The sequence below is a fragment of the Streptomyces sp. NBC_01465 genome (assembly GCF_036227325.1).
GTDB lineage: Bacteria > Actinomycetota > Actinomycetes > Streptomycetales > Streptomycetaceae > Streptomyces.
Genome location: NZ_CP109467.1, coordinates 1,741,208 through 1,753,758 on the forward strand (window position 1 = coordinate 1,741,208; position 12,551 = coordinate 1,753,758).

Annotated in this window: 14 protein-coding genes; 8 read left to right on the forward strand and 6 right to left on the reverse strand. The window is 69.9% G+C overall.

Annotated features, from left to right (window positions below; all coding sequences use genetic code 11):
* Position 1: 1 nt before the first annotated feature.
* The gene (locus tag OG707_RS07970) at positions 2-754 is read right to left on the reverse strand and encodes an SDR family oxidoreductase (RefSeq protein ID WP_329115840.1); all 753 of its coding nucleotides are present in this window, start codon (positions 752-754) and stop codon (positions 2-4) included.
* Positions 755-808: 54 nt separating this feature from the next.
* On the opposite strand from OG707_RS07970, the gene OG707_RS07975 reads away from it, so the two are divergent.
* The 4 genes from OG707_RS07975 to OG707_RS07990 are packed head-to-tail and all read left to right on the forward strand — an operon-like array spanning position 809 to position 4,213.
* Entirely contained in the window at positions 809-1,573 is a 765-nt protein-coding gene (locus tag OG707_RS07975) for an enoyl-CoA hydratase family protein (RefSeq protein WP_329115842.1), read from the forward strand.
* The gene (locus OG707_RS07980) at positions 1,570-2,418 is read left to right on the forward strand and encodes a CoA transferase subunit A (RefSeq protein ID WP_329115844.1); all 849 of its coding nucleotides are present in this window, start codon (positions 1,570-1,572) and stop codon (positions 2,416-2,418) included. The genes OG707_RS07975 and OG707_RS07980 overlap by 4 nt, the downstream gene beginning before the upstream one ends.
* Positions 2,415-3,167 (forward strand): CoA-transferase subunit beta, encoded by a 753-nt coding sequence (locus OG707_RS07985; protein ID WP_329115846.1) that lies wholly within the window; start codon positions 2,415-2,417, stop codon positions 3,165-3,167. Before OG707_RS07980 ends, OG707_RS07985 begins: the two co-directional genes overlap by 4 nt.
* Complete coding sequence (locus tag OG707_RS07990; protein ID WP_329115848.1) at positions 3,167-4,213, forward strand: NAD(P)H-dependent flavin oxidoreductase; 1,047 nt, start codon at positions 3,167-3,169, stop codon at positions 4,211-4,213. The genes OG707_RS07985 and OG707_RS07990 overlap by 1 nt, the downstream gene beginning before the upstream one ends.
* Before the next feature lie 12 nt (positions 4,214-4,225).
* On the opposite strand, the gene OG707_RS07995 is transcribed toward OG707_RS07990, so the two are convergent.
* Together OG707_RS07995 and OG707_RS08000 are read right to left on the reverse strand one after the other, a co-directional pair.
* Positions 4,226-5,821: a DEAD/DEAH box helicase gene (locus tag OG707_RS07995; protein ID WP_329115850.1), complete on the reverse strand. Its 1,596-nt coding sequence runs from the start codon at positions 5,819-5,821 to the stop codon at positions 4,226-4,228.
* A gap of 105 nt (positions 5,822-5,926) precedes the next feature.
* The gene (locus OG707_RS08000) at positions 5,927-6,130 is read right to left on the reverse strand and encodes a cold-shock protein (protein WP_003969786.1); all 204 of its coding nucleotides are present in this window, start codon (positions 6,128-6,130) and stop codon (positions 5,927-5,929) included.
* 271 nt (positions 6,131-6,401) lie between these two features.
* Here OG707_RS08000 and OG707_RS08005 point away from each other — a divergent pair, with 271 nt between their 5' ends.
* On the forward strand, positions 6,402-6,977 hold the full coding sequence (locus OG707_RS08005; RefSeq protein WP_443071278.1) for an SIMPL domain-containing protein: 576 nt from the start codon (positions 6,402-6,404) through the stop codon (positions 6,975-6,977).
* Positions 6,978-6,984: 7 nt separating this feature from the next.
* Here OG707_RS08005 and OG707_RS08010 read toward each other — a convergent pair whose 3' ends face one another.
* The 3 genes from OG707_RS08010 to OG707_RS08020 are packed head-to-tail and all read right to left on the reverse strand — an operon-like array spanning position 6,985 to position 9,593.
* Positions 6,985-8,142: an acetyl-CoA C-acetyltransferase gene (locus tag OG707_RS08010; protein WP_329115852.1), complete on the reverse strand. Its 1,158-nt coding sequence runs from the start codon at positions 8,140-8,142 to the stop codon at positions 6,985-6,987.
* A gap of 23 nt (positions 8,143-8,165) precedes the next feature.
* Positions 8,166-8,789, reverse strand: a complete 624-nt coding sequence (locus tag OG707_RS08015) for a TetR/AcrR family transcriptional regulator (protein ID WP_329115854.1) — start codon at positions 8,787-8,789, stop codon at positions 8,166-8,168.
* 15 nt (positions 8,790-8,804) lie between these two features.
* Positions 8,805-9,593: an SDR family oxidoreductase gene (locus OG707_RS08020; protein ID WP_329115856.1), complete on the reverse strand. Its 789-nt coding sequence runs from the start codon at positions 9,591-9,593 to the stop codon at positions 8,805-8,807.
* A gap of 44 nt (positions 9,594-9,637) precedes the next feature.
* On the opposite strand from OG707_RS08020, the gene OG707_RS08025 reads away from it, so the two are divergent.
* Genes OG707_RS08025 through OG707_RS08035 form a run of 3 tightly spaced genes read left to right on the forward strand, consistent with a single transcriptional unit; the run spans position 9,638 to position 12,551 of the window.
* Positions 9,638-10,480, forward strand: coding sequence for an enoyl-CoA hydratase (locus OG707_RS08025; protein ID WP_329115858.1), 843 nt, complete (start codon positions 9,638-9,640; stop codon positions 10,478-10,480).
* Complete coding sequence (locus OG707_RS08030) at positions 10,480-11,622, forward strand: acyl-CoA dehydrogenase family protein (protein WP_329115861.1); 1,143 nt, start codon at positions 10,480-10,482, stop codon at positions 11,620-11,622. Before OG707_RS08025 ends, OG707_RS08030 begins: the two co-directional genes overlap by 1 nt.
* Positions 11,619-12,551, forward strand: a complete 933-nt coding sequence (locus tag OG707_RS08035) for an acyl-CoA dehydrogenase family protein (protein ID WP_329115863.1) — start codon at positions 11,619-11,621, stop codon at positions 12,549-12,551. The genes OG707_RS08030 and OG707_RS08035 overlap by 4 nt, the downstream gene beginning before the upstream one ends.

Sequence of the window (12,551 nt, forward strand, 5' to 3'; positions counted from 1 at the left end):
CTCACGTCTCCTTATTGACAGTTGAAGCATCCAGAAAGGCGGGCCGCTCCCCGCCCCCGTGCACGAGCAACGAGGCCCCGCTCACATAGGCGGCCCGCTCCGAAGCAAGAAAAACCACCACCTCCCCCACCTCAGAAGGCTCAGCCAACCGCCCGAGCGGCACGGTCCGCCCCACAGCAGCAACCCCCTCCGCATCCCCGTAGTGCAGATGCGAGAGCTCGGTCCGCACCATCCCCAGCACCACCGTGTTCACCCGAACCTCGGGCGCCCACTCCACGGCCATGGACCGCGCCAGGTTCTCCAACCCGGCCTTGGCAGCCCCATAAGCGGCCGTCCCCGGCGAGGGCCGCCCCCCGCTCACGCTCCCGATCATCACGACACACCCCCGCGCGTCCCGCAGATACCCGTACGCGGCCAGCGAAACAGCCATCGGAACCACCAAGTTGAGCTCCATCACCCGCGCATGCCGCTCAGCTTCCCCCTCCCCTAACAGCCGGTACGGCGTCCCACCCGCGTTATTGACGAGCACATCAAGCCGCCCGTGCCGCTCGACAACTCCCGCCAGAAAGTCCCGCACGGCCCCCGAGTCCCGCAGGTCAACGGCCACGAACTCCACGCCGTCCACCGCAACTTCAGGAGCCCGCCGAGCGCACACCACGACAACGGCCCCCGCCCCCACGAACGCGGCAGCGATCCCCGCACCGACCCCCCGGGTCCCGCCCGTCACCACAACGACCTTCCCGGCCAGCTCCATCCGCGCTACCTTTCCACCTAACAAACGTTTGGTGGAAAGGTAGCTGATCCGCTCATGGGTGTCTCCACCTCCAGCCCCGAAAAGGGAATCTCGCGCATCACCGTCGACTTCCCACCCGTCAACGCCCTCCCGGTGCAGGGCTGGTACGACCTCGCCGACGCACTCCGCGCAGCCGGCCGCGACCCCGAGACCCGGTGCGTGATCCTGGCCGCGGAGGGCCGGGGCTTCAACGCGGGTGTGGACATCAAGGAGATGCAGCGCGACTCCACCCACACAGCCCTCATCGGCGCCAACAGAGGCTGCTACGAAGCATTTTCAGCCGTCTACACCTGCGAAGTCCCGGTCGTGGCAGCCGTCAACGGCTTCTGCCTGGGCGGCGGAATCGGCCTGGTCGGCAACGCGGACGCGATCGTCGCCTCCGACGACGCCACCTTCGGCCTCCCCGAACTCGACCGCGGCGCACTCGGCGCGGCCACGCACCTCTCCCGCCTGGTCCCCCAACACCTCATGCGGGCCCTGTACTTCACCTCCCGCACCGCCACCGCAGCCGAGCTCCACGCCCACGGCTCGGTCTGGAAGGTGGTCCCCCCACCCGAACTCCCTGCCGCAGCCCTGGACCTGGCCCGCGAGATAGCCCAGAAGGACGGCACCCTCCTCCGCCTCGCCAAGGCGGCGATCAACGGCATCGACCCCGTGGACGTACACCGCAGTTACCGCTTCGAGCAGGGCTTCACCTTCGAGGCCAACCTCAGCGGAGTGGCCGACCGAGTCCGCAACACCTTCGGCGCCCAGAACACACAGAAGGGCCCCCGCCCATGACCGACAAAACAATGACCCCCGACGAAGCGGTGTCCCACCTCCGCTCCGGCATGACGCTCGGCATCGGCGGCTGGGGCTCGCGCCGCAAACCGATGGCCCTGGTCCGAGCACTGCTCCGTACCGAGATCACCGATCTCCACGTCATCTCGTACGGCGGCCCCGACGTCGGCCTCCTGGCCGCAGCAGGCCGCATCCGCGCGCTCACGACCCCCTTCGTCACCCTCGACTCGATCCCCCTGGAGCCGAACTACCGGGCGGCCCGCGAGCAGAACAGCATCGCCCTCACCGAGATCGACGAGGCGATGTTCATGTGGGGCCTGCACGCCGCCGCCAACCGCCTCCCCTTCCTCCCCGTCCGCGCAGGCATCGGCTCCGACGTCATGCGCGTCAACCCCCACCTCCGCACGGTCACTTCCCCCTACGACGACGGCGAGGAGTTCGTGGCGGTCCCGGCCCTGCGCATGGATGCCGCCCTGGTCCACCTCAACCGCGCCGACCGCCAGGGCAACGCCCAGTACCTGGGCCCCGACCCCTACTTCGACGACCTCTTCAGCGAGGCCGCGGACGCCACGTACCTCTCCTGCGAACAGCTCGTCGACACAGCGGACCTGACCAAGACCCACACCCCCCAGACCCTCCTCATCAGCCGCCACACCGTCACCGGCGTCTGCGAGACCCCGAACGGCGCCCACTTCACCTCCTGCGCCCCCGACTACGACCGCGACGAACCCTTCCAGCGCCTGTACGCGACCACGCGCTACCCAGAGTTCGCAGCCCGCTTCCTCTCCGGCGACGAAGAGCACTACCAACAGGCAGTCCAGACCTGGCACAAGGAGCAGCAGTGACCACCGCGACCACGGCCACCCGCGCCGAGTACTGCGTCATCGCCTGCGCCGAGGCCTGGCGCGACAGCGGCGAGATCCTCGCCTCCCCCATGGGCCTGATCCCGTCCTTCGGCGCCCGCCTCGCCAAGCGGACGTTCTCCCCCGACCTGCTCCTCACCGACGGCGAGGCGACCTTCGTCTCCCTCGACGGCACCCCCGAGGGCTGGCTCCCGTACCGCAAGCACCTCACGATGGTCACCGGCGGCCGCCGCCACGTGATGATGGGCGCCAGCCAGATCGACCGCTACGGCAACCAGAACATCTCCTGCATCGGCGACTGGCAGCAGCCCACCCGCCAGCTCCTCGGCGTACGCGGCGCCCCGGTCAACACCCTGAACAACCCGACGAGTTACTGGATCCCGAAGCACTCCACCCGGGTCTTCGTCCCCAAGGTCGACATGATCAGCGGAGTCGGCTACGACCACGCCGCGGCCGCCGGCCCGTCCGCGACCCGATTCCACCGCATCCCGTACGTCATCACCGACCTGGCGGTCTTCGACTTCGCGACCCCCGACCACTCGATGCGCCTGGCGAGCCTCCACCCCGGCGTGACGGCGGCCGAGGTCCAGGAGGCCACGGCCTTCCCCCTGACGATCCCCGAGGACGTCCCGTACACCCGCGAACCGACCCCCCACGAGCTCCACCTGATCCGCGACGTCATCGACCCCAAGTCCCTCAGGGACCGCGAGGTGAAGGTGAAGACCGCCTGATGGAGACAGCCCTCACCAAGCTCATCGGCATCGAGCACCCGATCGTCCAGACCGGCATGGGCTGGGTGGCGGGCCCCCGCCTGGTCTCGGCCTCCGCGAACGCGGGCGCCCTGGGCATCCTGGCCTCCGCGACGATGACCACCGGCGAGCTCCTCACCGCGGTCCGCGAGGTCAAGTCCCGTACGGACAAGCCTTTCGGCGTCAATCTCCGCGCGGACGCGACCGACGCCCGCGACCGGGTCCGCATCATCATCGACGAGGGCGTGAAGGTGGCGTCCTTCGCCCTGGCCCCCTCCCGCGAGCTGATAGCCGAACTCAAGGAAGCAGGGGTGGTGGTCATCCCGTCGATCGGCGCCCGCCGCCACGCCGAGAAGGTCGCGGCCTGGGGTGCGGACGCGGTGATCGTCCAGGGCGGCGAGGGCGGCGGCCACACGGGCGAGGTGGCAACAACCGTGCTCCTCCCCCAAGTTGTCGACGCGGTCGACATCCCCGTGATCGCGGCCGGCGGTTTCTACGACGGCCGCGGCCTGGTGGCGGCCCTCGCGTACGGGGCTGCGGGCATCGCCATGGGCACCCGCTTCCTCCTGACCTCGGACTCCACCGTCCCCGACCCCGTAAAAGCGAAATACCTGGAAGCGACGGTCAAGGGCATCACGGTCACCACGGCCGTGGACGGCCTCCCCCACCGCATGCTCCGCAGCGACCTGGTCACCACGCTCGAAAGCGCGGGCCGCACCCGCACCCTGCTCCACGCCACCCGCCGCGCCGCGTCCTTCCGCAAGCTCTCCGGCCTGTCCTGGCCGCAGATGGTCCGCGAGGGCCTGGCCATGAAACACGGAAAGGACCTGACGTGGAGTCAGGTCCTGCTGGCCGCCAACACCCCGATGCTCCTCAAGGCGTCCATGGTCGACGGCCGTACCGACCTGGGCGTGATGGCGTCGGGCCAAATCGCAGGCCTGATCACCGACTTGCCGTCCTGCGCGGAGCTGGTGAACCGGATCATGACAGAGGCGCGGGAGGTGCTGAGCACCCTCCCGCGCCTCTAAAAGCTTCGTACGTCAGGCAGCAGCCCGACGCCCGCCGCCCTGACCACCACGGCCCTGGCCGCTCTGGGCGCTGCGGCCCTGAGCGCTGCGGCCCTGGCCGCCGCCCTGGCCCTGCTGGCCGCCGGCGCGGCCCGCGCCGCCCTGGCCGCCACGGCGCCCACGGCTGCCCCGGCTGCCTGCGGCGGCAGCGGCTCCACCGGCTGCGCCGCCGGCCCGCGAGGGCCGGCTCGGGCGCGAACGGCGCGCGCCCTGCGGCTGCGTCGGCTGCGGGACCTCGACGACAACAGCAACCCCGGAGGGCTCCTGCGCACCGGTGATCCGGGCGAGCTCCTCGTCGGTCGACTTGACCCGCGCGGTCTGCGGCGTGATGCCCGCGTCCGACATCAGGCGGGTCATCTCGCGCTTCTGCTCGGGGAGCACCAGCGTGACGACGCTGCCGGACTCGCCCGCCCGCGCGGTACGTCCACCGCGGTGCAGGTAGTCCTTGTGGTCGGTCGGCGGGTCCACGTTGACGACGAGGTCAAGGTCGTCGATGTGGATGCCACGCGCGGCCACATTGGTCGCGATGAGCGCGGTGACCTGTCCGTTCTTGAACTGGTCGAGCGTCCGGTTGCGCTGCGGCTGCGAACGCCCGCCGTGCAGACCGGAGGCGCGCACGCCACTGGCGAGCAGCTGCTTGACCATCCGGTCGACGGACCGCTTGGTGTCCATGAACATGATCACGCGACCGTCGCGGGCGGCGATGCGCGTGGTGACGGCCTTTTTGTCCGTGGCGTCGAGGACGTAGAGCACGTGGTGCTCCATGGTCGTGACGGCGCCCGCGGACGGGTCGACGGAGTGCACGACGGGGTCGGTCAGGAACATCCGCACGAGGCGGTCGATGTTCTTGTCCAGCGTCGCGGAGAACAGCATGCGCTGCCCGTCGGGCTCGACCTGCTTCAGCAGCGCGGTGACCTGCGGCATGAAGCCCATGTCGGCCATCTGGTCGGCCTCGTCGAGGACGGTGATGGCGACCTGGTCGAGACGGCAGTCGCCGCGCTCGATGAGGTCCTTCAGCCGGCCGGGCGTGGCCACGACGACCTCGGCACCGCGGCGCAGCTGACCGGCCTGCTTGGCGATGGACATACCGCCGACGACGGTGGCCAGACGCAGGTTGACGGAGGTCGCGTACGGCGTGAGCGCGTCCGTGACCTGCTGGGCGAGCTCACGCGTCGGTACGAGCACGAGCGCGAGCGGCGCCCTGGGCTCGGAGCGCCGGCCCGCCGTGCGGGCGAGCAGTGCGAGCCCGAAGGCGAGGGTCTTGCCGGATCCGGTGCGTCCGCGGCCGAGGAGGTCGCGTCCCGCGAGGGAGTTCGGCAGGGTGGCGCCCTGGATCGGGAAGGGGTCGGTGACGCCCTGGGCCCCGAGGGTCTTGAGGAGGGCGGCGGGCATGTCCAGCTCGGCGAAAGCCTCGACGGCGGGCAGCGCGGGGGTGATGGTCTCCGGCAGCGTGAATTCGGCGGGCCTGGGGGCCGCCTTGCGGGCCGGAGCCTTGGCGGGGGCCTTGGAGCGGCCCCTCGACGACTGGTTGCGTGCGGGGCGCGAGGGACGTTCAGCGGAGCGGGTCATGCAGTTTCTAGCCTTCCTGCCGGATCAACTGTCGGACACACAGCACAAACCGGGACCCGCACCGCGAAGGTGCGAGCCCCGGTCAGCGAGGTACGCGTCCGGCAATTAGGCCGGGACGATGTTCTCCGCCTGCGGGCCCTTCTGGCCCTGCGTGACGTCGAAGGAAACCTTCTGGCCCTCCTGGAGCTCACGGAAGCCCGAGGTGGCGATGTTGGAGTAGTGGGCGAAGACGTCGGCGCCGCCGCCGTCCTGCTCAATGAAGCCGAAGCCCTTTTCCGAGTTGAACCACTTCACGGTACCGGTGGCCATAACATTCTCCCAAACAGGTGCAGAGCCGGAAATTCGCACTTTACGAATTCCGCGTCGCCGCATTGAACCCCATAACCGGAGAAAGACCGGAAAAACTAACAATGCGCCTGAGGAACATTCCCGTCAGGCGCACATAAAGTTCATGGGTACCAAAACTGCAACAGGTCCAACACTAGCACGGTTGCGCGGGCGCTGCTTGGATCCGTGTGTGACTCAAGCGATCAGTGAGCCCTGGGGGCTCAGTGTGTTCGGGACCGGAAGCGTGCGGGTCATGCCCCAACTGGCCCGCGTCAGACTGGCAGTTGATCTTCTGGCGCCCACTCCGGAGGAGGCCTACGAGCGGGCCGGGACAGCGGTAAAACTGCTGCGCGACACGGTGCGCAGACACGGCATACCGGACGCGGCGGTGTCCGGATCGATGCTCTCACTCACCTCTTCGTACGAAGGGTATGGAGCGGATCGAAAGTTCCTGGGGTACCGCTGCCGTGCTCCGTACACCGTCGAGACGAGCGCACTCGACGGACTGCAGCAACTGATCGTGGACTCGATCGGTGCCGGGGCGAACCATGTCGAGTCGGTCATCTTCGACGTACACGACAAGCCCGCTCTGCGGGACGAGGCACGGCGCCTCGCGGTCGCGGCCGCCCACCGCAAGGCCGAGGTCTACGCGCAGGCGACCGGCACCGGGCTCGGTCCGGTGATCCACATCCAGGACGTGGACCCCGACACCTTCGACGTCCGGTCGCACGGCCAGCGCGGCTTCGAGGACGGGGTGGACTCCGACCTCGCACCCGGCCTGGTGGGGGTCAACGCGGCCGTGCTCCTCGGGTACGCCCTCACCCCGTAACCGCAGGTCAGAGGCGTTCGATGATGGTGACGTTCGCCTGGCCCCCGCCTTCGCACATCGTCTGGAGGCCGTAGCGGCCGCCCGTGCGCTCCAGCTCGTGCAGCAGGGTCGTCATCAGCTTCACGCCCGTCGCTCCCAGCGGGTGGCCCAGGGCGATCGCGCCTCCGTTGACGTTGACCTTCGCAGGGTCCGCCCCGGTCTCTTTCAGCCACGCCAGGACGACCGGGGCGAAGGCCTCGTTGATCTCGACCAGGTCGATGTCGTCGAGGGACATCCCCGTCTTCTTCAGGGCGTATGCGGTCGCCGGGATCGGGGCGGAGAGCATCCGGATCGGGTCCTCTCCCCGTACGGAGAGGTGGTGGATGCGGGCGCGCGGGGTCAGGCCGTGTTCGGCCACCGCGCGCTCGGAGGCGATCAGCATCGCCGCCGCGCCGTCGGAGACCTGGGAGGAGCAGGCCGCGGTGATCGTGCCGGTCTCCAGGACGGGCTTGAGGTTCGCCATCTTCGCGAGGGTCGTGTCGCGGCGCGGACCCTCGTCCGTCGTGACGTCGCCGTACGGGACGATCTCGCGGTCGAAGCGGCCCTCGTCAATCGCCCGGATCGCCCGCTGATGTGAACGGAGAGCGAATTCCTCCATGTCCAGGCGGGAAATTCCCCATTTCTCCGCTATCAGCTGGGCGCCGTGGAATTGATTCACCGGGGCGTCCCCGTAGCGGGCCCGCCAGCCCTCGCTGCCCGCGTACGGGCCTTCCGTGAAGCCGAGGGGTTCCGCGGCCTGGCGCGAGGCGAATGCGATGGGGATCTGCGTCATGTTCTGGGTGCCGCCCGCGACGACGAGGTCCTGGGTGCCGGAGAGGACTCCCTGGGCGGCGAAGTGCACGGCCTGCTGCGAGGAGCCGCACTGGCGGTCGATCGTCACGCCCGGCACCTCCTCGGGGAGGCCCGCGGCCAGCCATGCCGTACGGGCGATGTCGCCGGCCTGCGGTCCCACCGTGTCCAGGCAGCCGAAGACGACGTCCTCGACAGCCGAGGGGTCGACTCCGGAGCGGGCGACGAGCGCTTTCAGGACATGCGCGCCGAGGTCGGCGGGGTGCACGGCCCCGAGGCCTCCCTTGCGCCGCCCGACGGGGGTGCGTACCGCTTCGACGATGTAGGCCTCGGCCATGGCTGCTGAGCTCCTTCGGTGGGTTACGTACGCAGGGAGATGCCGTCCAGGACCATCGAGAGGTACTGGCGGGCGATCTCCTCGGGGCTGTGCTGGCCGCCCGGCCGGTACCAGGACGCGGCGACCCAGACGGTGTCGCGGACGAAGCGGTAGGTGAGGCGGATGTCCAGGTCGGCGCGGAAGACCCGGTCCTCGACGCCGCGCTCCAGCGTCCCGAGCCAGGCCTTCTCGAACTTGGTCTGGGAGTCGGCGAGGTAGTGGAAGCGCGGGAGGGCGGCGAGGTGCTTGGACTCCTTCTGGTAGATCGCGACGGCGGCGCGGTGCCGGTCGATCTCGCGGAAGGACTCGGTGACGAGGGCCTCGATGGTCTCCCTGGGGCCGAGGCCGGATGCGAGGACGGCGTCGTAGCCCGCCCACAGTTCGGTCAGGAAGGTGGAGAGGATCTCGTCGACCATCGATTCCTTGGAATCGAAGTGGTAGTAGAGGCTGCCGGCGAGCATCCCCGCCGCGTCCGCGATCTTCCGGACAGTGGTGGCGTTGTAGCCCTGGGCGGCGAACACTTCGGCTGCGGTGTCGAGGAGTTCGCGACGGCGGGCGGGGGTGGCGGTCACCGGCGGCTTCTTGGCTTTGCTGCTGTTCGGAGGCACGTCGCCATTGTGGACTCACGCATGCTGGCTGCTGACGGAGACGGTCTCTCCGGTCATGTACGAGGAGTACTCGCTGGCCAGGAAGACGATGACGTTGGCGACCTCCCAGGGCTCGGCGTACCGGCCGAAGGCCTCGCGTGCGGTGAGTTCGTCGAGGAGTTCGGGGGTGGTGACCTTCACCAGGTGCGGGTGCATGGCCAGGCTCGGGGAGACGGCGTTGACGCGTACGCCGTACTCGGCCGCCTCGATCGCCGCGCACCGGGTGAGGGCCATGACCCCCGCCTTGGCGGCCGCGTAGTGGGCCTGACCGGCCTGGGCGCGCCAGCCGACGACGGAGGCATTGTTGACGATCACGCCGCCGTTGCCCGACTCCTTGAAGGAGCGCAGGGCGGCCCGCGTACAGCGGAAGGTGCCGTTGAGCGTGACGTCCAGGACCTTCGACCAGGCGTCGTCGGTCATGTCGACCAGGGGTGAAGTCCCGCCCAGGCCCGCGTTGTTGACGACGATGTCCAGTCCGCCGTGGAGTTCCCCGGCGAGCGCGAAGAGCGCCTGGACCTGACTCTCGTCGGTGACGTCGCAGGGCAGGGATGCGACGCGGTCCGCGCCGAACTCCTCGCCGAGCGCCGCCTCGGACTCCTTGAGGCGGCGTGCATGGGCGTCACCGATGACGACGCGGGCGCCTTCTTCCAGGAACTTACGGGCAGTTGCCCCGCCGATGCCCGCTCCGGCCGCGGCGGTGATGACGGCGGTGCGGCCGGTCAGCAGACCGTGCCCGGGAACGTACTGCGGCTTGTTGTTCGTCACACGAGCACGTTAACCTACCAAACACTTGTTAGGGAAGGAGTCCGATGCCCGCCCTGCCCGTCCTGTACGAGCGCCGAGGCCCGGTCGCGCACCTCACCATGAACCGCCCGCGCTACCGCAACGCACAGAATTCCGCGATGACTTACGCCCTGGACGACGCCTTCTACCGGGCGGCCGACGACCCGGAGGTGAAGGTCCTCGTCCTCTCCGGAGCGGGCGACCACTTCTCCGCCGGGCACGACATCGGCACCCCGGAGCGCGACGCCCATCTCCCCTTCGAGCGGCGGGCCGGACTCTGGTGGGACCACTCGGACAAGGCGGGCGCCGAGAGCCGGTACGCACGCGAGTCCGAGGTCTATCTGGGGATGTGCCGGCGCTGGCGCGAGCTCCCGAAGCCGGTGATCGCCTCGGTCCAAGGGGCCTGCGTGGCAGGCGGGTTGATGCTCGCCTGGGTCTGCGATCTGATCGTGGCGAGCGAGGACGCGTACTTCGCCGATCCGGTCGTACGGATGGGGATCCCGGGCGTCGAGTACTTCGCGCATCCGTGGGTGATGCCGCCGCGCATCGCCAAGGAGTTCCTGTACACCGGTGACCCGATGAGCGCACAGCGGGCGTACGAGGTCGGGATGGTCAACCGGGTCGTCGTACGCGATGAACTCGCCGCCAGCACTGAGGAGTTGGCCCTGCGCATCGCCTCTATGCCCCGCCTCGGGCTCGCCCTCACCAAGCGGGCCGTCAACCAGGCCGAGGACCTTCAGGGCCTGCACGCCGGGATGGACTCCGTCTTCGGACTGCACCATCTCGCCCACGCCCACAACGCCGAAACCGCCGCCGATCCGCTGGGCGGCATGGACATAGCAGCCATGAAGAAGGCGAGCACCAGCTGATGGATCTGACGCACACCCCCGACGAGGACGCCTTCCGGGCCGAGGCCAGGGAGTGGCTCACGGCGAACGTCCCGTCCGAGCCGCTGCCCTCCCTGGAGACCGAGGAGGGCTTCGCGGCCCACCGGGAGTGGGAGGGCCGGCTGGCTACGGACCGCTGGTCGGTCGTCAACTGGCCTGCCGAGTACGGCGGCAGGGGCGCCGACATCTTCCGGTGGCTGGTCTTCGAGGAGGAGTACTACCGGGCGGGCGGCCCCGGCCGCGTCTCCCAGAACGGCATCAACCTCCTCGCGCCCACCCTCTTCGACTACGCGACGGACGAGCAGCGCGCCCGCGTCCTGCCCCCGATGGCGAGCGGCGAGGTGATCTGGGCGCAGGCCTGGTCCGAGCCCGAGTCCGGATCGGACCTCGCCTCCCTCCGCTCAACTGCCGTACGGACAGAGGGGGGTTGGCTGCTCTCCGGCCAGAAGACCTGGTCCTCGCGCGCCGCCTTCGCCGACCGCGCGTTCGGCATCTTCCGTACGGACCCCGAAGCGCCCAAGCCCCACCAGGGCCTCACCTACCTGATGTTCGACCTGAAGGCGCCGGGCGTCACCGTCCGCCCCATCGGCCGCCTCGACGGGAAGCCCGCCTTCGCCGAGCTCTTCCTCGACCAGGTCTTCGTCCCCGACGAGGATGTCATCGGGGAGCCCGGCCAGGGCTGGCGCATCGCCATGTCGACCACCGGCAACGAGCGCGGTCTCACCCTCCGCTCCCCCGGCCGGTTCCTGGCGGCCGCCGACCGCCTCACCGCGCTCTGGCGCGCACAGGGAGAGGACGTGACCCTGCGCGACCGGGTGGCGGACGCGGTGATCGGCGCCCGGGCCTACCAGCTCTTCACGTACGCCAATGCCTCGCGCTTCGCGGCCGGGGAGACCATCGGCGCGGAGTCGAGCCTCAACAAGGTCTTCTGGTCCGAATACGACATCGCACTCCACGAGACGGCACTCGAACTCCTGGGTACTGACGGCGAGTTGGCGGACACCGCCTGGTCCGAGGGGTACGTCTTCTCCCTCTCCGGACCCATCTACGCCGGCACCAACGAGATCCAGCGCGACATCATCGCCGAGCGGCTGCTCGGCCTGCCGAGGGGACGCCGGGCATGAGGTTCCAGCTCACCGACGAACAGCAGGACTTCGGGCGTTCCCTGGACGCGCTGCTCACAGCCTCCGACACGCCCTTGGCCGTACGGTCCTGGGCCGCCGGTGACCACGCGCCGGGCCGCGCCCTGTGGATGCGGCTCGCGGAGGCCGGGGTCTTCGCGCTGGCGGTCCCGGAGGCGTACGAGGGCGTGGGGCCGCTGCCGGTCGAACTGGCCGTCGCCTACGTCGCGTTGGGCCGCCACGGCGTCCCGGGCCCCTTGGTCGAGACGGCAGCGGCCGCCGTACTCCTGGCGGGGACGCCGGCCGCGAAGGAGTGGCTGCCGCGGATCGCCGCGGGCGAGGCGCTGGTCACGCTCGCCGAGGGCCCGTACGCGCTGGACGCCGACGCCGCCGACCTGCTGCTGACCCGCGAGGGGCGCATCGCACCGGGACACGGCCCGCTGCGACCTTCGGCGGACCCGGCGCGCCGCCTCTTCGCCCCGACGGAGGGCGGTGAACTCCTGGGCGGCACACCGGCGTTGAGTGCCGCGAGGGACATGGCGGCGTTCCTCACGGCGGCACAGTCGCTCGGAGTCGGTCTCGCACTCCTCGACCGTACGGTCGCGTACGTGAAGCAGCGCACCCAGTTCGGTACGCAGATCGGCGCCTTCCAGGCGGTCAAGCACCGTCTCGCGGACACCCTCCTCGCCCTGGAGTTCGCCCGCCCGCTGCTCTACGGGGCCGCGCTCACCATGGCGCCCGCGGACATCGCGGCAGCGAAGGTGACGGCGGGCGAGGCGGCGTACAGGGCGGCCCGCACCGCGCTGCAGCTGCACGGGGCGGTCGGCTACACGGAGGAGCTGGACCTCTCGCTCTGGCTCCGGAAGGCCCGCCCGCTGCGGGACGCATGGGGCACCCCCTCCGCCTGCCGCGCCACGGTCCTCACCGCCTAG

Excerpts from the sequence above, each read along its gene's own strand:
- OG707_RS07970 (WP_329115840.1), bottom strand. The coding sequence starts at position 754 with ATGGAGCTGGCCGGGAAGGTCGTTGTGGTGACGGGCGGGACCCGGGGG.
- OG707_RS08005 (WP_443071278.1), top strand. The coding sequence starts at position 6,402 with ATGCCCCAACTGGCCCGCGTCAGACTGGCAGTTGATCTTCTGGCGCCC.
- OG707_RS08030 (WP_329115861.1), top strand. The coding sequence starts at position 10,480 with ATGGATCTGACGCACACCCCCGACGAGGACGCCTTCCGGGCCGAGGCC.
- OG707_RS08025 (WP_329115858.1), top strand. The coding sequence starts at position 9,638 with ATGCCCGCCCTGCCCGTCCTGTACGAGCGCCGAGGCCCGGTCGCGCAC.
- OG707_RS07995 (WP_329115850.1), bottom strand. The coding sequence starts at position 5,821 with ATGACCCGCTCCGCTGAACGTCCCTCGCGCCCCGCACGCAACCAGTCG.
- OG707_RS07975 (WP_329115842.1), top strand. The coding sequence starts at position 809 with ATGGGTGTCTCCACCTCCAGCCCCGAAAAGGGAATCTCGCGCATCACC.
- OG707_RS08010 (WP_329115852.1), bottom strand. The coding sequence starts at position 8,142 with ATGGCCGAGGCCTACATCGTCGAAGCGGTACGCACCCCCGTCGGGCGG.
- OG707_RS08035 (WP_329115863.1), top strand. The coding sequence starts at position 11,619 with ATGAGGTTCCAGCTCACCGACGAACAGCAGGACTTCGGGCGTTCCCTG.
- OG707_RS07980 (WP_329115844.1), top strand. The coding sequence starts at position 1,570 with ATGACCGACAAAACAATGACCCCCGACGAAGCGGTGTCCCACCTCCGC.
- OG707_RS07990 (WP_329115848.1), top strand. The coding sequence starts at position 3,167 with ATGGAGACAGCCCTCACCAAGCTCATCGGCATCGAGCACCCGATCGTC.
- OG707_RS08000 (WP_003969786.1), bottom strand. The coding sequence starts at position 6,130 with ATGGCCACCGGTACCGTGAAGTGGTTCAACTCGGAAAAGGGCTTCGGC.